The organism is Guptibacillus spartinae (genome assembly GCF_028610625.1).
GTDB classification, from domain to species: domain Bacteria; phylum Bacillota; class Bacilli; order Bacillales; family Guptibacillaceae; genus Guptibacillus; species Guptibacillus spartinae.
The window spans coordinates 222,945-242,454 of the sequence record NZ_JAQQWU010000002.1 but is presented as its reverse complement, the minus strand read 5'-3'; the positions used below and the strand labels follow the sequence as shown (position 1 = coordinate 242,454).

Here is a 19,510-nt window from a genome sequence, read left to right as displayed (position 1 = left end):
CGTCTCATTATATGTTTATGATGAAGAAACATTCGAAAGGTATGAAGGCGTAATGAACCATCTTAAAGCGTTAACCCCACGTGAAAAGGTACTTCTCTGTCTTATTTTGCTCACAGTTGGAATTGGTTTATTTTTTTATTATGATGTGCCTCGTGGCAAGGAAGAACCATTTCCATTTGAAGAAGAGGTATCGGTGGAGCAAGAGCAAGTAAAAGATGCTTCTCCTACATCTTTAGGAAATGAGAGTGCAATCGTCCTAGTAGATGTAAAGGGAGCAGTCACTACACCCGGTGTATATGAAGTACATACAAATGGGCGTGTAAAGGATGTGATTCAAAAGGCCGGCGGATTTCTGAAAGAAGCAGATCAAACCCAGCTTAATCTCGCTGGAAAAGTAACTGACGAGATGATGATTTACGTTCCGTTACTAGGGGAAACACCGGTGGCAAGTAGTGCTAAAAATGAAACCTCTCTCATTTCAATTAATACGGCTGATCTTACCGAGCTTCAACAACTTCCTGGGATAGGTCCTGCTAAAGCAGAGGCAATTATTCAGTATAGAGAAGAAGAGGGGCCATTCGGTGTTGTGGAGGATCTGCAGAATATAAGTGGAATAGGCGAAAAAACTTTTGAGAAATTAAAGGATTTAATCACGGTACAATGAGTGATTGACGAGAAGGATTATTTCGATCAAACTAATAGAAGATAAAAACATTGGGGGGAAAACCATGGAACGTATTTCGTGGGATCAGTATTTTATGGCTCAAAGCCATTTGCTTGCTCTTAGAAGCACGTGTACTCGTTTAACTGTTGGCGCAACAATTGTAAGAGACAAACGTATGATTGCCGGGGGATACAATGGATCTGTTTCTGGCGGGGTTCATTGTATAGACGAAGGATGTTATGTCATTGATAATCACTGTGTGCGAACCATTCATGCCGAGATGAATGCCATTATCCAATGTGCTAAATTTGGTGTACAAACTACTGGCGCGGAGATATATGTTACTCATTTCCCTTGTATTAATTGTTGTAAAGCGATTATTCAAGCGGGAATTAAAACAGTCATTTATGCCGAAGATTATAAAAATCATCCCTATGCTGTAGAGTTATTTGAAGATGCTGGTGTAGTGGTTAGGCAGGTAGAACTTGAAGAAATGATTCTTGATACGAATAGTCAAGAAAAACTTGATTTAACCGCTGATTTATTAGATAAGCTATCGGCTGCAGGTGTTGATGCAACTGAAGTAAAGCCTTTATATGAGAAAGCTTCCAAATTATACGGTATGTAATGAAAGGAAACATATGGTTGTTTGCTCTTTCTGCACTACTTGGCGTGATCGGTGTCGATTCCTTCTATGCCGTTTGCGTAGGAATTGTTTTGTTGCTTTGGTTATGGAGGGATAAGAAGAGGCTAATGCTATTTGTTGGCCTTACCTTCCTGCTGTTTTTTAGTTATACAGCTTTTGTGAATGACGCTAATTTCACATCATTAAAAGAAGGAGAAGTAGCTTTAACAGGAAAAATCACCTCGCTTCCTCAAATGGAAGGCGATTCTCTTTCTTTCGAAGCGGCAACAGCTTCGGAGAAATTAAAGGTACAGTATTACCTCGCAACTGAAAAAGAAAAGAATGAATTGAAACTTTTACAAGTTGGAGACTCCTGTTCATTGGCAGGATCACTTAAACCCCCATCACCTCTAAGAGTTCCTTCCCTTTTTAACTACGAACGTTACCTTTATCATAAGAAAATTCACTGGATTTATGTACTGAATGAAAGCCCTTCATGTGAGTCTTTATCTCCATCTTTTATTACTAAAATCCATCAATATCGCCAAAAGGTAGTGTCAGATATTGCATTAAATTACCCAATTCAATTGCAAGGTATTGCAGCGTCTTTATTGGTTGGAGATCGCAGTTTATTACCGACAGATGTGATTGAAGCTTATCAAGAATTGGGCCTTAGTCATGTACTTGCTGTATCTGGTTTACATGTAGGTGTTATAGGAGGGCTATTTTTTTGGTTCGTAATACGAATCGGCGTGACAAGAGAGAAAGCGTATAGTATACTGCTCCTTTTTTATCCTTTTTATCTCATCTTTACAGGCGGTGCGCCATCGGTAGTAAGGGCTTCCATAATGGCTATGGCAGTTGCTCTTAGTTTGCGTTATCAGTTAAAGATTAACCCTCTTGATGGCATTGCGGTAGCTTGCTTAATGACGCTGTTAATAAATCCTTACTATGCATTTCATATTGGGTTTCAGCTTTCTTTTCTTATTGCATTTGCTTTAATCGTTTCCTCTCAAACAATTTTAAAGCGTTACCACCATCCATTTACTAAACTTCTTGCTTTATCAGTTCTCGCACAAGTTGTTTCATTTCCACTAGTCATTTATCACTTCTCTCAAATTTCTATTCTTAGTTTAGGGTTAAACCTCCTGTACGTTCCATTTATTTCAATTATTGTATTACCAACACTGTTGTTGCTTTTCTTCTTCGATTTTCTTTCTCTTACATTCCTTTTTACAGTTGTGTCTGAACTACTTTCTAAGGTGATCAGCTTTATTCATCAGTTTTTTTTGTTTCTTTCGGAGTTAAATATGAACGTAATATTTGGAGCCTTGTCAGAAGGTGGACTTATTCTTGCTTTTGTAATCTGTTTCTCTATAGCACTGTTATGGGAGCGTGGAGGGATGATGAAAGCGGGTGTCATCTGGTTGCTTTATTGTGGGATTCTATATATTGCTCCCTATTTAAGTCCAGCCGGGGAAATTACGTTCATTGATGTTGGCCAAGGAGATAGCATCTTAATTACACTTCCTTTTAAACGCCAGGTTATCTTAATTGATACAGGGGGAAAGCCGAGTTTTGGAAAAGATGAAGAATGGAGGCAAAGGGATTCCATATTCGATACTGGACGTGATATTGTTCTTCCTTATTTAAAATCGAAGGGCATTCGTGAGGTTGATTTATTTATTCTTTCTCATGGTGATTTTGATCACGCAGGTGGAGCGATTGAAGTTTTAGAAGGAATATCTGTAAAAAAAATGTTGCTTGATCGAAGTAAAGAACAGACAGAAATCGAAAAGAAGTTACTACAAACTGCAAAATCAAATAAGGTATCTGTCTCAAATGCAAAAGAGGGGCAATCGTGGACCGTTGGGGAGGCGCAGTTTACGATTATTCAGGCGCTCCAAACGGAGGAGGAGAACGATGGGAGTATCATAATGCAAGCCAATGTTGGTGGATACAGCTGGCTGTTTACAGGTGATCTTGAAGAGGCGGGGGAACAGCAGCTACTGTCTAAAGTATCTCTTTCTCAAATTGATGTGCTAAAAGTGGGGCATCACGGAAGCTCCACTTCTAGTTCAAAGGAGTTTCTAGAAACAATCGTCCCAAAGTTAGCAATCATTTCAGTGGGAGAAAACAATCGTTACGGGCACCCTAGTGAAGAAGTGGTAAATCGGTATAAAGAACTCGGTATTTCCATTCTTAGAACAGACGTCTATGGTACAATTCGATACACTTATAAATGGCATAACTCTGGAGAGTGGTCCGTTATGCTAAATGGAAAATAGACTGCCAGAAGGCAGTCTATTTAGCCAAGAGCTTTAATGATTACAGCCGTGAAGAAAATGATGGAAAAGAATAAAAATGGTACTGCAAAGCCGACAGCTGACTGAACAGCGTCATTATCCTTAGCTTGAACATCTTTTTCAAACTCGTTCATTTGCCTTCCCTCCTGCTTTCCCCTTCGTATTCATTGTTCACTACTTATGTAGTCGTTATGTAGGGGATTTCCTAAAAAGGTACATTTCAAACAATATTGTATCATGTATTCCACTTTATGTCTTTATTCTTCAACAACTGATCAGGAGTTAGTGAAATAAAATTATGCGAAAGAATCACTCCCTTTCCTGTAAAGAGTTGTCACCCATACTTTGAGTTTGCATAGGATATCCTATCTACTACAAACCGAACATCGTTGCTTCGTAAGAGTCCTAGGCCTTACGAAGGAGCGTTTACTATAAATGGGAGGCTGGTTATAGCAGCCGGCTTCCCTTTTCTACTTGCCAACATCGTTTTGACGGATTAGGATAGAAATGGACGAATGAAAACGAGGTGTACATAGATGTCCATTTCAGACTTAAAGAAAAAAATTAAACAGGATCAGTTAGACTCCATTTACCTGTTAACAGGAACAGAAGCATTTTTGATTGATGAATTGCAAAAAATGATTATTGATCATGCGCTTCCAGAAGAAGAAAGAGAATTTGGACTTGCTTATTATGACTTGAACGAAACCCCAGTACAAGCAGCAGTAGAAGATGCTGAAACTCTGCCGTTTCTAGGAGAAAAGCGCGTCATTATATTAAAGAACCCCTTATTTCTAACAGCAGTAAAGGATAAGAATAAAGTTGAGCATGATCTCGATTCGCTTCAGCGCTATGCTGAAAACCCATCTCCTTTTACGATTCTTGTTATAGAGGCACCTTATGAAAAGCTTGATGAGCGAAAGAAATTGGTAAAAACGATTAAGAAAGCGGGAGCTTTTGTAAAAGCAGAATCACTTCAAGAAAGTCATCTAGGGGAATGGCTTCAGCAACGTGCAAAGGAACAAGGTGTTTCTCTTGATCAGGAAGGCGAAGAAAGGCTCGTTCAATTAACCGGTAGTCATTTAATGTTATTGCGACAGGAAATTGATAAAATGGCGCTGTACGTGGGGGAAGGTGGCATTGTGAATGCGGAGGTCGTTGACCTTCTTGTGGCAAGAACGTTAGAAAATGACATTTTTGCCCTCATCGATCGTATCGTCAGACAAGATTTAAACAAAGCTTTCCGTATTCTATATGATTTATTAAAGATTAATGAAGAGCCCATCAAAATTCTTTCATTAATCGGTAGGCAATTCCGAATCATCTATCAGGTAAGTGAACTTTCAAAAAGAGGATATGGACAGAAGCAAATGGCTTCTACGCTTAAGTTGCATCCGTATGCGGTGAAAATTGCTCAACAACAAAGTCGCAGTTTTGAAGAAGAAAAACTACGCTATATTCTAGATCAAATTGCAGAATCCGATTATGAAATGAAAACAGGCAAAATGGATAAAAGGCTTATTCTTGAATTGTTAGTTACGAAAATTAAGAATGCATAAAAAAGCTGTTGGGAGATCCCAACAGCTTTTAACGTTATAAAGGAATTACGCAGAAATCTCGTTGTACATTTTTGTAAGACGAGATTTTTTACGTGCTACTGTGTTTTTATGAATGATTCCTTTGTCAGCAGCTTTGTCGATGCGCTTAGAAGCTTGGCTAAGAGCTGACTTTGCAGCTTCAACGTCTTTCGCTTCTACTTTCGCTTCAAAATTCTTGATTGCAGAACGCATTTCAGATTTGAAAGCGACGTTATTAGCGCGACGATCTGATGAAGTTTTCACGCGTTTTACCGCAGATTTAATGTTTGGCATACCTTTCACCTCCTTGCAAGGCTTAACAATTCCATGTCATATCCGTGCATAGAACAAGAAACATTCTATCAAATAGGTCAACGAATTGCAATAGAGAATGAAAACCTTCTTTCGGGGATACGCTAACAGGTAACAGATAGAACAAGAGGTGATCTGATGGGAAGCATTGAACTGGAAAAATATCAAGTCCGAACTGATCTTGCAGTCGAAGCGCAAGAGATGGTGAAAGAAAAAAAAGCGAAGAGTATGAAGGAAGAGCCTGACGGATTAAAGGGCGTTGTTGTGAAAGAGAGAAATGAACAAGGTGTAAATATTACAACAGTAGAGGTCACAATAGAGGGCGAGAAAGAAATTGGTAAAAAAGCTGGACACTACTTAACTTTTGAAGTGCAAGGAATTCGAAAAAAAGACTCAGCTCTTCAACAGACTGTTCAAGATGTTTTCGCCCATGAATTCGCTGCATTTTTAAAGCTACAGAATATCACCAAAGAAGCGAGCTGTTTAATAGTGGGGCTTGGGAACTGGAATGTTACCCCAGATTCGCTTGGACCACTTGTGGTATCGAACTTGCTTATAACGAACCATTTATTTGAGCTCCAACCTGAAACAGTTTCAGATGGATTTCGACCGGTAAGTGCCATTACCCCTGGTGTAATGGGGATTACTGGAATTGAGACGAGTGATATTATTCATGGTGTTATTGAAAAAGCGAAGCCAGACTTCGTCATAGCGATTGATGCTCTTGCATCACGTTCAATTGAACGCGTAAATACTACGATTCAAATATCCGACACAGGTATTCATCCTGGATCTGGCGTAGGGAACAAACGAAAAGAGTTAAGTTTTGATACACTAGGCATTCCTGTCATCGCCATTGGCATTCCGACTGTTGTCGATGCGGTTTCCATTACGAGTGATACAATCGATTTTATCTTAAAACATTTCGGAAGAGAGCTGAAAGAAAAAGGTAAACCATCAAAATCTCTAGCACCAGCTGGCATGACTTTTGGAGAAAGAAAAACGTTTACAGAAGAAGATTTGCCGGATGAAGGGAAACGACAAACGTTTATGGGGATGGTTGGTACGCTTGAAGAGGAAGAAAAGAGAAACTTAATACGTGAAGTTCTTGCACCAATGGGGCATAACTTAATGGTTACTCCAAAAGAAGTGGACGTCTTTATAGAGGATATGGCGAATGTGATTTCGGGAGGGCTTAATAGTTGCCTTCATGGAGATGTGGATCAGCAGAATAGTGGTATGTATACTCACTAGTCATATGAATGATTATTAGGCATACGTATAAGAGGGACAGGCTTAATCAGAAAGGAGCCGGAGAGATGGCGACGTTTTTTCTGAAAACTTTTCTTCTTGTTTCATTGCTTTTATTTGGAGTACTTCTTGGAATGGAGCAAGCTTCTAAAAATATGAATAGCATGCAAGCAAGTGAAAGTACAGGTGCTTTTCAGATTAATACTTCGAACGGTGTAGAGGCTGAAATCCTTGGCACTTCTGTTACACCTCATGACTTACAAAGTAAGCAAAAAACAATTGAACATGCAAATGAATTTAATGTGCTAGGACAATTAGGTAGCATTTTAAGCAAGTGGGTTTCTTCGCTAATTCAAGCGATTTTGGCATTTGTATTTACGGTAATTACAACACTATTATCATTTTTTCAAAAGTAAAGGGGGGCGCAGTTGCGCCCTTTTTTTGTTCGTTTTTCCTTTACTCACTAAGGATAAATGGTGTGTGGAAGCTGAACTTCTAAGATATAGGCGGATTGCGGATTGAATCTAGACAGCGGTATTGCTATAATCTATAATAGCGTAGTTTCGCCTTAGGAGTGATTAGTAGATGAACCTTGAAGAAAAATTGAAAAGACAGTCCAGGATTCGAAATTTTTCCATTATCGCACATATTGACCATGGAAAATCGACTCTTGCTGACCGTATTTTAGAACGGACAGGTGCGTTAACTGACCGTGAAATGAAAGATCAGACGCTTGATGCGATGGATCTTGAACGTGAACGAGGCATTACGATTAAACTGAATTCCGTTCAACTTACTTATACAGCGAAAGATGGAGAAGAATACATTTTTCACTTAATCGATACACCAGGTCACGTCGACTTCTCTTATGAAGTATCTAGAAGCCTTGCAGCTTGTGAAGGAGCCCTGTTAATTGTCGACGCAGCACAAGGGATTGAAGCCCAGACGTTAGCAAACGTTTATCTGGCTCTCGATAATGATCTGGAAATCCTGCCAGTTATTAATAAAATTGATTTGCCAAGCGCTGAGCCCGAACGAGTGCGCCAAGAAGTAGAAGATGTTATTGGATTGGATGCTTCTGAAGCTGTACTCGCTTCTGCTAAGTCAGGAATTGGTATCGAAGACATTTTAGAACAAATTGTAGAAAAAGTGCCAGCGCCTCAGGGAGATCCTGAAGGTCCGTTACAAGCCCTTATCTTTGACTCTCTCTATGACCCTTATAGAGGAGTTGTTGCATATATTCGAATAACAGAAGGGTCTGTAAAAGTTGGTGATAAAATTCGCATGATGGCTACAGGAAAAGAATTTGAAGTGAATGAGCTAGGTGTATTTAATCCGAAGCCAGTCGCTAAGAAGGAACTTTCTGTTGGTGATGTAGGATTTCTCACTGCTGCCATTAAGAATGTTGGGGATTCTCGCGTCGGTGATACCATTACATCAGTGAAAAATCCAGCTGCAAACCCACTTCCCGGTTACCGTCGAATGAATCCAATGGTGTATTGTGGTCTGTATCCAGTAGATTCGGCACAGTACAATGATTTACGTGAAGCCCTGGAACGACTTGAACTTAATGACTCTTCTCTTCAATATGAAGCAGAAACGTCTCAGGCACTAGGTTTTGGTTTCCGCTGTGGTTTTCTCGGTCTTCTTCACATGGAAATCGTTCAGGAGCGAATTGAAAGAGAGTTTAACATTGACCTCATCACGACAGCACCTAGTGTTATTTACCAGGTGAAACTTACTGATGGAGAAGAAATTATTATTGATAACCCTGCTATGATGCCGGATGCGCAATCCATCGCAGAAGTACAAGAGCCTTATGTAAAAGCAACAATCATGGCGCCTAACGACTATGTTGGAGCAATTATGGAATTGTGTCAGGGCAAACGCGGTGATTTCATTGACATGCAGTATATGGATGAAAGTCGGGTTAATATTGTTTATCATATTCCTCTTTCTGAAATCGTATATGACTTCTTCGATCAATTGAAGTCAAGCACGAAAGGGTATGCTTCCTTTGACTATGAATTGATTGGTTACCGAGCATCAAACTTAGTTAAGATGGATATTCTTCTTAACGCTGAGAAAATTGATGCGCTTTCTATAATTGTACACAGAGACTTTGCTTACGATCGTGGGAAAGATATCACTGAAACTTTGAAAGATCTAATCCCAAGACAGCAATTCGAAGTGCCAATTCAAGCTTCAATTGGACAAAAGATTGTGGCACGTTCAACCATCAAGGCGATGCGTAAGAACGTACTTGCCAAATGTTATGGTGGGGACATTTCCCGTAAGCGTAAGCTTCTTGAGAAACAAAAAGAAGGTAAAAAGCGAATGAAAACAGTAGGGAAAGTCGAAGTGCCACAGGAAGCGTTTATGGCTGTTCTTCGTCAAGACAACTCAAAAAATAATTAAGGTGCTTTAGTTGAAGTGCTAAGTTGATTTTTATACTATGTAGGTTAGAAGACCGCAGAGCGTTTCTGCGGTCTTTACATTATGTCAGAAAGCAGTGATTGAAATGGTTAACGCTGTTTATTTACACATTCCGTTTTGCGATTATATTTGTCACTATTGTGATTTTAATAAAGTGTTTATGCAGGGGCAGCCTGTAGATGATTATTTGGCTCATATGGATTTGGAAATGAAGCATACTCTTGAACAGTTTCCAACAGATCGCATTGAGACAATCTTTGTCGGAGGAGGCACGCCTACAGCGCTAAATGAGCAACAACTTGAACGATTTTTAAAAGACGTTCAGAATCGGTTTGGTTCTTTGTTATCGAATACTGTTGAATTTTCAATGGAAGCAAATCCAGGTAGCGTTACACCAGAAAAGCTTAGAATTATGAAGGCTTATGGGGTGAATCGTTTAAGTATAGGAGCACAAGCATTCCAGGATTCTCTCCTAAATAAACTTGGTAGAGGCCATTCAGTTGCAGAGATTGGAGAAATTGTTCGAATGGCACAGAGCGAGGGGTTTGTGAATCTCTCGTTAGATCTTATGTTCGGATTACCAGATCAAACGATTGACCAGTTCTCAGAGTCAATTACGAAAGCGATAGAATTGGGCATTACACACATCTCTTCTTATTCGTTACAAGTAGAGAAAAAAACTGTCTTCTACAATAAGTGGCGTAAAGGGGAATTACCCTTACCTACAGAAGAAGCGGAAGCTGATATGTATGAGCTGCTAATCAAGCGTCTTGAAGAAGTCGGTTTAATGCAATATGAAATAAGTAACTTTGCGAAAACAGGTTATGAAAGCCAACACAATATTACGTACTGGAAAAATAATGAGTATTACGGTATTGGGGCAGGTGCTCACAGCTATATCAATGGAGTGAGAAGAGCAAACGCCGGTCCTCTCAAACAATATATGACGAAGATCGATGAAAGCGGCTTTCCATATATGGATGACAATGTGCTCACGGAAAATGAGCGGATGGAGGAAGAGATGTTCATGGGACTTCGCATGAAAGAAGGGGTCTCTAAAGCAACATTTCAAAAGAAATTCAATCAATCAATCGAAGAAGTATTTAGTGAGCAAATCAATAAGTTAGTACGAAATCAACTTATCCAGGATACGGGAACACATATTGCTTTAACAGAACAAGGCTTCTTTTTAGGTAACGAAGTGTTTCAAGAATTTCTTGCGATTTAGTAGTATCGCTTATCACCTATTGGTTGTAAGGATGACTAATTCATGCCCTTTTCCTATAAACTAATGTTTGGGGAGAATAATGATTAACGTAATGATTGACAACTAAAATAAGTTTCTGTTACCTTATTATTAGATTTAGCACTCAGTACCTTAGAGTGCTAACAGAGGTGATGAGGAGATGTTAACAGAACGTCAACTATTCATTTTGCAGTTGTTAATTAACGACTATATTCAGACGGCTGAACCCGTTGGCTCACGCACTATTTCAAAACGTGAAGACGTTACGTTTAGCTCTGCAACGATCCGCAACGAACTTGCAGATCTTGAAGAGATGGGTTATATCGAGAAAACGCATAGTTCATCGGGCAGAGTACCATCCGAAAAAGGCTATCGTTTTTACGTGGATCATCTTCTATCTCCACCCGTGCTTTCCAAGAAAGATGTGAATAACATTCATTCTCTTTTTGCTGAGAGAATGGTGGAAGTAGAAAAAGTGATTCAGCAATCTGCGGGTATTCTTTCTGAACTTACTCAATATACGTCAATCATTCTTGGACCTGAAGTTTTTGAAACGAAACTTCGCCAAATACAAATCATTCCACTATCCAAGGATACAGCTGTCGTTATTTTAGTAGCTGACAGCGGACACGTTGAGAATCGAACGATGAAGATTCCGCCTTCGGTTAGCATGTCTGATATTGAAAAAGTTGTTAACATTATGAATGAGCGCTTGAAGGATGTTCCACTTATTTCCTTGAAGTCTACCATGATGAAAGAAATGGCAACTGTTTTGAAGAAGCATATCGAGAATTACAATCAAGTAAACACTATGCTTGAAAGTCTTTTCCTCTATACGAATGCAGAAAAAGTTTATTACGGAGGTAAGACAAATATTCTTACTCAGCCTGAGTTTAAGGACATAGACAAAGTCAGGTTATTACTTAATACGTTCGAACAAGATGATGTCATGTACAATATTCTTCGTCCAGAGAAAAACGGGATTGAAGTTAAAATTGGTCAAGAAAATGATCTTGAAGCGATGCAACATTGCAGTATTGTGACAGCAGATTATTTTATTGAAGGGAAACGAATGGGTTCTATCGCTTTACTTGGACCGACTAGAATGGAGTATCAACGCTCTATGAGTATTCTGGGTTTCCTAGCAAATGATCTGACTAAGACACTTACAGATCGATATCAAAGTTTCAAACACTGGTAATTTGGTAATAGTGAAGAAGGTGGGAGAAACATTTCTTCCATCCTTTTCTATGAGCGAATGATTTGGTATATTTCGATAGGGAGGTGAAATTCGTGGAAAAGCAAAACAGTCATCAAGAGGAAGAAGAACTTCTAACGGAAGAGGAAGAGAATCTTGAGCAAAATGCTGAAGAGAATGATGAACCTGAAGTGATTGAAGTATCTGAAACCAATGAAAATGAAGAGCTTGAGAACTTGCAACAGCAAGTAGAAGAGCTTGAGAATAAATATATGCGCACTCAGGCAGAATACGATAACTTCCGCCGTAGAACGCGTGAAGAACGTAGTGCAGATGCAAAATACCGTTCTCAGAAATTAGCAGAAGGGTTACTTCCAGCGATGGATAATTTTGAACGTGCGTTAGCTGTTCAAAGTGATAACGAGCAAGTAACGTCATTGCTAACTGGAATGGAAATGGTGTATCGTCAACTGAAAGAAGCACTTGCAAATGAAGGTGTAGAAGAAATTGGTACTGTAGGAGAAGCATTCAACCCGCATCTCCATCAGGCTGTTATGCAGGTTGAATCTGATGAACATGATTCAGATGTGGTTGTAGAGGTCTTACAAAAAGGCTATCAATTAAACGATCGCGTCCTTCGACCAGCAATGGTAAAGGTAAGCTCTTAACTACATATTAAGAAATAGGAGGTAGAATGTAATGAGTAAAATTATCGGTATTGACTTAGGTACAACAAACTCTTGTATTGCAGTAATGGAAGGCGGAGAAGCTACCGTTATCCCGAACCCAGAGGGTAGTCGTACAACGCCATCTGTCGTTGCATTTAAAGATGAAGAACGCCTTGTAGGTGAAGTTGCAAAACGTCAAGCAATTACAAACCCGAACACAATTCAATCAATTAAGCGTCATATGGGTACAGATCATAAAGTAGATGTAGAGGGTAAATCTTTCTCTCCTCAAGAAATTTCTGCAATCATTCTTCAAAAGCTAAAATCTTATGCTGAAGATTACCTTGGAGAAGGTGTTGAAAAAGCGGTGATTACAGTGCCTGCTTACTTTAACGATGCTGAGCGCCAAGCAACAAAAGATGCTGGTAAAATCGCTGGTCTTGAAGTCGAGCGAATTGTAAACGAACCAACTGCTGCAGCACTTGCTTATGGTCTTGATAAGGAAGACGAAGATCAAACAATCTTAGTATTTGACCTTGGTGGTGGTACGTTTGACGTATCAATCCTTGAACTTGGTGGAGGCGTATTTGAAGTTAAGTCTACTGCTGGTGACAATCGTCTTGGTGGTGACGACTTTGACCAGGTGATCATCGATCACTTAGTTGCTGAATTTAAGAAAGATACTGGTGTAGATCTTGGTCAAGATAAGATGGCACTACAACGTTTGAAAGACGCTGCTGAAAAAGCCAAAAAAGATCTTTCAGGAGTTGCTCAAACACAAATTTCTCTTCCATTTATCACAGCAGATGCTTCAGGACCGAAACACCTTGAGCTAAACCTAACTCGTGCTAAATTCGAAGAACTTTCTGCAAGCTTGGTAGAGCGTACAATGGCGCCTACTCGTCAAGCACTTAAAGATGCTGGCATGTCTCCTTCTGAACTTGACAAAGTTATTCTTGTTGGTGGGTCTACTCGTATTCCTGCAGTTCAAGAAGCAATTAAGAAAGAAACCGGTCAAGATCCACACAAAGGGGTAAATCCTGATGAAGTGGTTGCTCTTGGTGCAGCTATTCAAGCTGGTGTCATCGCTGGTGACGTAAAAGACGTTGTTCTTCTTGACGTAACACCACTTTCTCTTGGTATTGAAACAATGGGTGGCGTATTTACAAAACTCATTGAGCGTAATACTACGATTCCTACAAGTAAGTCACAAACGTTTTCAACAGCGGCAGATAACCAGCCTTCAGTAGACATTCACGTCCTGCAAGGTGAGCGTGAAATGGCTCAGTATAATAAAACGCTTGGTCGTTTCCAGTTGACTGATATTCCTCCAGCTCCGCGAGGAACGCCGCAAATCGAAGTATCATTTGATATTGACAAAAACGGTATTGTGAATGTTCGTGCGAAGGATCTTGGCACGAATAAAGAACAGTCAATCACGATTAAGTCTTCAAGCGGTCTTTCTGATGACGAGATTGAAAACATGGTGAAAGATGCTGAAGCGAACGCGGAAGATGACAAGAAACGCCGTGAAGAAGTTGAAACTCGCAATGAAGCTGATCAGCTAGTATTTACTACTGAGAAGACTCTAAAAGACCTTGAAGGTCAAGTAGAGGAAGAAGAAGTAACAAAAGCTAATGAAGCGAAAGATAAAGTGAAAGCAGCTCTTGAAAATGACGACATTGAAGCGATTCGCACTGCGAAAGATGAGCTTCAAGAAATCGTTCAAGCTCTTTCAATGAAAGTATATGAGCAAGCTGCACAAGCTCAACAAGCTCAAGCTGGCGAAGAAGGCGGAGCAGAGCAAGCAGATGATAACGTTGTTGATGCTGAATACGAAGAGGTAGACGACGACAAAAAGTAAGAAAATGATACGAAAAAAAGTCAAAGTCAGGCGTATCTTGACTTTGACTTTTTTCGTTTAAACTGTTAACTACTTGTTGACAAAGTGACGTTGATGTTGAGAGGTTCATATAAAAGATCTTATAGAAATAATCACAAATCACGTTTTTCCATACAAGGAAGGTTTGGACTTTTTAGGTTATTGGAGAGACATGCTGATGTCACTTTTTTAGTGTTTCAGTTGAAAACTCCTTCCAATAATTGTTAACGTTCACTGGTGCTAACGATATAGTATTGCAGAGCGTATAAACTCAATGATATGATAAACGTTATGTGAAGAGAATCGGGAGTGGATACGATGAGTAAACGAGATTATTATGAAGTGCTTGGCGTTAGTAAAGATGCTTCGGAAGCTGAAATGAAAAAAGCTTATCGCAAGCTTGCCAAGCAATATCATCCTGATATTAATCAGGAACCTGGTGCAGACGAAAAATTTAAAGAAGTGACAGAAGCATATGAAGTATTAAGCGACTCGCAAAAGAGAGCTCAATACGACCAGTTTGGGCATGCGGATCCGAACCAAGGTTTTGGCGGAGGCGGAGCTGATTTTGGTGGCTTTGGCGACATCTTTGATATGTTCTTTGGTGGCGGTGGCCGACGCAATCCAAATGCACCAAGACAGGGTGCTGACCTTCAATATTCGATGGAATTAACATTTGAGGAAGCGGCTTTTGGTAAAGAAACGGATATTTATATACCAAAAGAAGAGGAATGTTCGACATGTGACGGTTCTGGTGCAAAGCCCGGAACTTCGCCTGAAACATGTCATCACTGTGGTGGTGCAGGCCAGTTAAACGTTGAACAAAACACGCCGTTTGGGCGCGTTGTGAATCGTCGCGTTTGTCACCACTGTGAAGGAACAGGTAAGCTTATTAAAGAAAAGTGTAAGACTTGCCGCGGTAAAGGAAAAGTGGAAGTGAAGAAAAAGATCCACGTTAAAATTCCTGCTGGTATTGATGAAGGTCAACAAATTCGGATTACTGGTAAAGGTGAAGCGGGCGTAAATGGTGGCCCTCCAGGAGATCTGTTTGTTGTTGTTTATGTGAAATCACATGATTTTTACGAGCGTAGCGGTGATGATGTACTATGTCAAATGCCAATTACGTTCTCTCAAGCGGGTCTTGGTGATGAGATTGAAGTTCCGACGTTACATGGAAAAGTAAAGCTTAAAGTTCCAGCTGGAACCCAGAGCGGTACAAATTTCCGTCTGAAGGGTAAAGGGATTCAAAATGTTAGAGGATACGGTCAGGGAGATCAGCATGTTAAAATTCAGGTGATTACACCTAAAAACTTAACTGAGCGTCAAAAAGATCTTTTACGTGAATTTAGTGAAATTTCCGGACAGGTGCCTGATGAACAACATGAGAATTTCTTCTCAAAAGTTAAAAAGGCATTTAAGGGAGAATAAGCAAGATGAAAGCTGGTAGCAAGCAGGCCGTACAACATGGCCTGCCTGTTTCCTTTCCGAAAAAAAGGATCCAAAAGAGGAGTGGGCAATGAATGAAATGGTCTGAAATTAGCATTCATACAACAAACGAAGCAATTGAAGCGGTATCAAACATTCTACATGAAGCAGGAGCCAGTGGGGTAGTGATTGAAGACCCGATGGATCTTGTGAAAGTATGGGATACTACTTTCGGAGAGGTATATCAGCTTAATCCTGATGATTATCCTGAGGAAGGCGTTATTTTAAAGGCGTACTTACCTGTCAATAGTTTTCTTGGTGAAACGGTTGAACAAATTAAAGAAGCAATTAATGGATTGCTTGTCTATGATATTGATTTAGGTCATAACACGGTTCAAATTAGTGAAGTGAATGAGGAAGAATGGGCTACAGCATGGAAGAAATATTATAAACCTGTCAAAATCTCTGAACGCATTACCATTACACCCACTTGGGAAGACTATCAGCCGGTGAAAACAGATGAAATTATTATTGAGTTAGATCCTGGTATGGCTTTTGGAACTGGTACACATCCGACAACGGTTTTATGCGTACAAGCACTTGAGAAAATTATTCAGCCAGGACAGCGTGTCATTGATGTCGGTACTGGCTCTGGGGTCTTAAGTATAGCAGCAGCGAGTTTGGGAGCAGATTCAGTAGATGCTCTTGATTTGGACGAAATAGCTGTGAAAAGCGCTGCTCTCAATACGAAACTTAATAAAGTTCATCACAAAATTAATGTGAGTCAAAACAACCTTTTAGAAGGTGTGGAACAAACTTATGATGTGATTGTTGCGAACTTACTATCCGAAATTATCGTTCGTTTTACTGATGACGTTGCAAGGGTTCTAAAGCCGGGTGGCGCTTTTATTACTTCTGGTATCATTACGGCCAAGAAGCAAGAAGTAAAACAATCGATTTTGGATCAGGGGATGGAAATTGAAGAAACGCTACAAATGGAAGATTGGGTTGCGTTCATTGCGAGAAAGCCGCACGAGTAAGGAGAGAGATTGATGCAACGCTATTTTATTTCTAAATCTCAGCTTCATCAGGATCATGTTATGATTGAAGGGGAAGATGTCAAGCATATTTCGAGAGTAATGAGGATGAGCGCTGGAGACCAGATTATTTGTTGTACAGAAGACGGTGAATCAGCGATCTGCGAAATAGATGAGCTTTCAACTGAATTCATCAAAGCAACACCAAAAGAGTGGCTTGACGAGCAAAAGCGCTTACCTGTTAACGTGACAATTGTACAGGGGTTACCTAAGGGCGACAAACTTGAAACGGTCATACAAAAAGGAACAGAGCTTGGAGCAGATCAGTTTATCCCTTTTAAAGCTGAACGTTCTGTTGTAAAATGGGATGAGCAAAAAAGTGCAAAAAAGTTGCAGAGATTAAAAAAGATTGCAAAAGAAGCGGCTGAGCAATCTCATCGCACAACGATACCGGCTATTGATATGCCTCATTCTCTATCTTCATTGATTAAGACAAGCGAATCATATGATTATAAATTAATTGCTTACGAAGAAGATGCAAGAGCAGGAGAGTCTGCTAAGCTCGTTCAAACGCTTCACGAGGCAAATTGGAACGATCGAATAATGGTTGTTTTTGGTCCGGAAGGCGGTCTATCAGAAAATGAAGTCGCGACTTTGAAAGAAGCTGGGTTCTCTTCATGTGGACTTGGTCCTAGAATATTACGAACAGAAACGGCTGCTATGTATGTACTAGCAGCAATTTCTTATCATTTTGAATTAATGAGGTGATGATATGCCTTCAGTTGCATTCCATACATTAGGTTGTAAAGTGAATCACTATGAAACGGAAGCGATTTGGCAGTTGTTTAAAGATCATGATTACGAACGAGTAGAGTTTGATCATGCATCTGATGTATACGTTATAAATACTTGTACTGTAACAAATACGGGAGATAAAAAAAGTCGACAGGTTATTCGTCGAGCAATCCGTAAAAACCCTGATGCTGTCATTTGCGTGACTGGCTGTTATGCTCAAACATCCCCTGCTGAAATTATGGCAATTCCTGGTGTTGATGTGGTAGTAGGTACGCAGGATCGCGTTAAAATGCTTGATTACATTGAGCAATACAAACGCGAACGAGAGCCTGTGAATGGGGTAGGAAATATTATGAAAGCCCGTGTGTATGAAGAACTTGAAGTTCCTGCATTTACAGATCGTACACGTGCCTCTCTTAAGATCCAGGAAGGCTGTAACAATTTTTGTACCTTCTGCATAATTCCATGGGCAAGAGGACTTCTAAGATCTCGTGAGCCTGAAGCTGTCATTACACAAGCACAGCAACTTGTTGATGCAGGCTACAAAGAAATCGTTCTTACTGGTATTCATACAGCGGGATATGGAGAAGATTTAAAGGATTATAATTTTGCTCAGCTTCTTCGAGATCTTGATGAAAAAGTAAAAGGTTTGAAACGAATTCGCATTTCATCGATAGAAGCAAGTCAAGTAACGGACGAAGTGATTGAAGTATTAAACCAGTCGGAAAAAGTTGTTCCGCATTTGCATATTCCTCTTCAATCAGGATCAAACACGGTACTTCAGCGCATGAGAAGAAAGTATACAATGGAAATGTTTGGCGAGCGCTTGGAGCGTTTGAAAAAAGCTCTTCCAGGACTTGCGATTACTTCAGATGTTATTGTAGGTTTTCCAGGTGAAACAGAAGAAGAATTTCAAGAAACATATAACTTTATTGCCAAACATAAATTCTCAGAACTTCACGTTTTTCCTTTTTCAAGGCGCACTGGTACCCCTGCTGCTCGTATGGAAGATCAGGTTGATGATGAAATTAAAAACAAGCGAGTTCATCATTTAATTGAGTTATCCAATCAGCTTGCAAAAGAGTATGCTTCTCACTATGAAGGAGAAGTTCTTGAGGTCATTCCTGAAGAAAAATATAAGGATGATCCAAATTCAGACTTATATGTTGGCTATTCAGCGAACTATATGAAAGTGGTTTTCAAAGCATCTGAAGCAATGATAGGAAAAATCGTTAAAGTGAAAATTACAAAAGCAGGATATCCTTATAACGAAGGACAATTTGTTCGTGTTATGAATGAGGATGAGCCCACCGCTGCAGTTGCCTCATTTTAATGTAGAGATTAGAATAGAATAGGTTATTTAAACAGAATTGGAAGGATGACGATCATGAATAAAGAACTAGCAAAAATGATTGACCACACTGCGCTTAAACCAGATACAAGTCGAGAGCAAATTGAAAAACTTTGTGAAGAAGCAAGAGAATTTAACTTTGCTTCTGTCTGTGTAAATCCTACATGGGTGTCGCTTGCTGCCGAGAAGTTAGAAGGAGCAGAAGCGAAAGTTTGTACCGTTATTGGTTTCCCATTAGGAGCCGTTACAACTGAGACAAAAGCATTTGAAACAACTGATGCCATTCAAAAAGGTGCTACTGAAGTTGATATGGTTATTAATATCGGCGCACTTAAAGACGGTAACAATGAACTTGTGGAGCAAGATATTAAAGCGGTTGTTGAAGCAGCAAAAGGCAAAGCACTTGTAAAAGTTATTATCGAAACTTGTCTGTTAACAGATGAAGAAAAAACACGTGCATGTGAGCTTTCCGTTAAAGCGGGTGCTGATTATGTAAAAACTTCAACAGGTTTTTCAACCGGTGGAGCAACAGTAGAAGATATTAAGCTGATGAGAAAAACCGTTGGACCAAACATTGGCGTAAAGGCATCTGGAGGCGTTCGTGATTTAGAAGGTTCTCAAGCGATGATTGATGCTGGTGCTACACGTATTGGCGCGAGTGCTGGAGTGAAAATTGTTCAAGGTGAAACGGCTGATACAGATTATTAATTAAATTGAAAAACCATCACTTTTTTTAT

Annotated in this window: 18 protein-coding genes; 16 read left to right on the top strand and 2 right to left on the bottom strand. The window is 39.8% G+C overall.

All coding sequences use genetic code 11. The features are described from left to right. Positions 1-52 precede the first annotated feature (52 nt). The 3 genes from PQ511_RS05160 (at position 53) to PQ511_RS05150 (ending at position 3,577) form a co-directional block, all read left to right on the top strand. Entirely contained in the window at positions 53-664 is a 612-nt protein-coding gene (locus PQ511_RS05160; RefSeq protein WP_273850857.1) for a helix-hairpin-helix domain-containing protein, read from the top strand. Positions 665-728: 64 nt separating this feature from the next. Further along, positions 729-1,292, top strand: coding sequence for a ComE operon protein 2 (locus PQ511_RS05155; RefSeq protein WP_273850856.1), 564 nt, complete (start codon positions 729-731; stop codon positions 1,290-1,292). Between the two features lie 17 nt (positions 1,293-1,309). Then, positions 1,310-3,577, top strand: coding sequence for a DNA internalization-related competence protein ComEC/Rec2 (locus tag PQ511_RS05150; protein WP_273850855.1), 2,268 nt, complete (start codon positions 1,310-1,312; stop codon positions 3,575-3,577). Between the two features lie 20 nt (positions 3,578-3,597). Here PQ511_RS05150 and PQ511_RS05145 read toward each other — a convergent pair whose 3' ends face one another. Next, entirely contained in the window at positions 3,598-3,729 is a 132-nt protein-coding gene (locus PQ511_RS05145) for a YqzM family protein (protein WP_224593611.1), read from the bottom strand. A gap of 402 nt (positions 3,730-4,131) precedes the next feature. Here PQ511_RS05145 and holA point away from each other — a divergent pair, with 402 nt between their 5' ends. Continuing rightward, complete coding sequence (holA, locus tag PQ511_RS05140) at positions 4,132-5,154, top strand: DNA polymerase III subunit delta (RefSeq protein ID WP_273850854.1); 1,023 nt, start codon at positions 4,132-4,134, stop codon at positions 5,152-5,154. Positions 5,155-5,199: 45 nt separating this feature from the next. Here the strand turns inward: holA and rpsT are convergent, their stop codons facing one another. Continuing rightward, a complete protein-coding gene (gene rpsT / locus PQ511_RS05135; protein WP_224593615.1) occupies positions 5,200-5,466 on the bottom strand; it encodes a 30S ribosomal protein S20 in 267 nt (88 codons plus the stop codon). Positions 5,467-5,619: 153 nt separating this feature from the next. On the opposite strand from rpsT, the gene gpr reads away from it, so the two are divergent. The 12 genes from gpr (at position 5,620) to deoC (ending at position 19,481) form a co-directional block, all read left to right on the top strand. Further along, positions 5,620-6,738, top strand: a complete 1,119-nt coding sequence (gene gpr / locus PQ511_RS05130; protein ID WP_273851137.1) for a GPR endopeptidase — start codon at positions 5,620-5,622, stop codon at positions 6,736-6,738. A 65-nt stretch (positions 6,739-6,803) separates the two neighbouring features. Further along, the gene (locus PQ511_RS05125) at positions 6,804-7,151 is read left to right on the top strand and encodes a DUF3679 domain-containing protein (RefSeq protein ID WP_273850853.1); all 348 of its coding nucleotides are present in this window, start codon (positions 6,804-6,806) and stop codon (positions 7,149-7,151) included. Between the two features lie 169 nt (positions 7,152-7,320). Then, positions 7,321-9,153, top strand: coding sequence for a translation elongation factor 4 (gene lepA / locus PQ511_RS05120; protein ID WP_273850852.1), 1,833 nt, complete (start codon positions 7,321-7,323; stop codon positions 9,151-9,153). A 103-nt stretch (positions 9,154-9,256) separates the two neighbouring features. Continuing rightward, a complete protein-coding gene (gene hemW / locus PQ511_RS05115; protein WP_273850851.1) occupies positions 9,257-10,399 on the top strand; it encodes a radical SAM family heme chaperone HemW in 1,143 nt (380 codons plus the stop codon). Positions 10,400-10,577: 178 nt separating this feature from the next. Next, positions 10,578-11,618 (top strand): heat-inducible transcriptional repressor HrcA, encoded by a 1,041-nt coding sequence (hrcA, locus tag PQ511_RS05110; protein WP_273850850.1) that lies wholly within the window; start codon positions 10,578-10,580, stop codon positions 11,616-11,618. 92 nt (positions 11,619-11,710) lie between these two features. Beyond that, entirely contained in the window at positions 11,711-12,283 is a 573-nt protein-coding gene (gene grpE / locus PQ511_RS05105) for a nucleotide exchange factor GrpE (RefSeq protein WP_273850849.1), read from the top strand. A gap of 31 nt (positions 12,284-12,314) precedes the next feature. Next, on the top strand, positions 12,315-14,147 hold the full coding sequence (dnaK, locus tag PQ511_RS05100) for a molecular chaperone DnaK (protein WP_273850848.1): 1,833 nt from the start codon (positions 12,315-12,317) through the stop codon (positions 14,145-14,147). Between the two features lie 336 nt (positions 14,148-14,483). Then, positions 14,484-15,593 carry a molecular chaperone DnaJ gene (gene dnaJ, locus PQ511_RS05095; RefSeq protein ID WP_273850847.1) on the top strand — a complete coding sequence of 370 codons (1,110 nt, stop codon included), beginning with the start codon at positions 14,484-14,486 and terminating at the stop codon, positions 15,591-15,593. Between the two features lie 92 nt (positions 15,594-15,685). Continuing rightward, positions 15,686-16,630 carry a 50S ribosomal protein L11 methyltransferase gene (gene prmA / locus PQ511_RS05090; RefSeq protein WP_273850846.1) on the top strand — a complete coding sequence of 315 codons (945 nt, stop codon included), beginning with the start codon at positions 15,686-15,688 and terminating at the stop codon, positions 16,628-16,630. A 12-nt stretch (positions 16,631-16,642) separates the two neighbouring features. Next, a complete protein-coding gene (locus PQ511_RS05085; protein ID WP_273850845.1) occupies positions 16,643-17,395 on the top strand; it encodes a 16S rRNA (uracil(1498)-N(3))-methyltransferase in 753 nt (250 codons plus the stop codon). A 4-nt stretch (positions 17,396-17,399) separates the two neighbouring features. Further along, the gene (gene mtaB, locus PQ511_RS05080; RefSeq protein ID WP_273850844.1) at positions 17,400-18,755 is read left to right on the top strand and encodes a tRNA (N(6)-L-threonylcarbamoyladenosine(37)-C(2))-methylthiotransferase MtaB; all 1,356 of its coding nucleotides are present in this window, start codon (positions 17,400-17,402) and stop codon (positions 18,753-18,755) included. Between the two features lie 54 nt (positions 18,756-18,809). Beyond that, a complete protein-coding gene (gene deoC, locus PQ511_RS05075) occupies positions 18,810-19,481 on the top strand; it encodes a deoxyribose-phosphate aldolase (RefSeq protein ID WP_273850843.1) in 672 nt (223 codons plus the stop codon). Positions 19,482-19,510 lie beyond the last annotated feature (29 nt).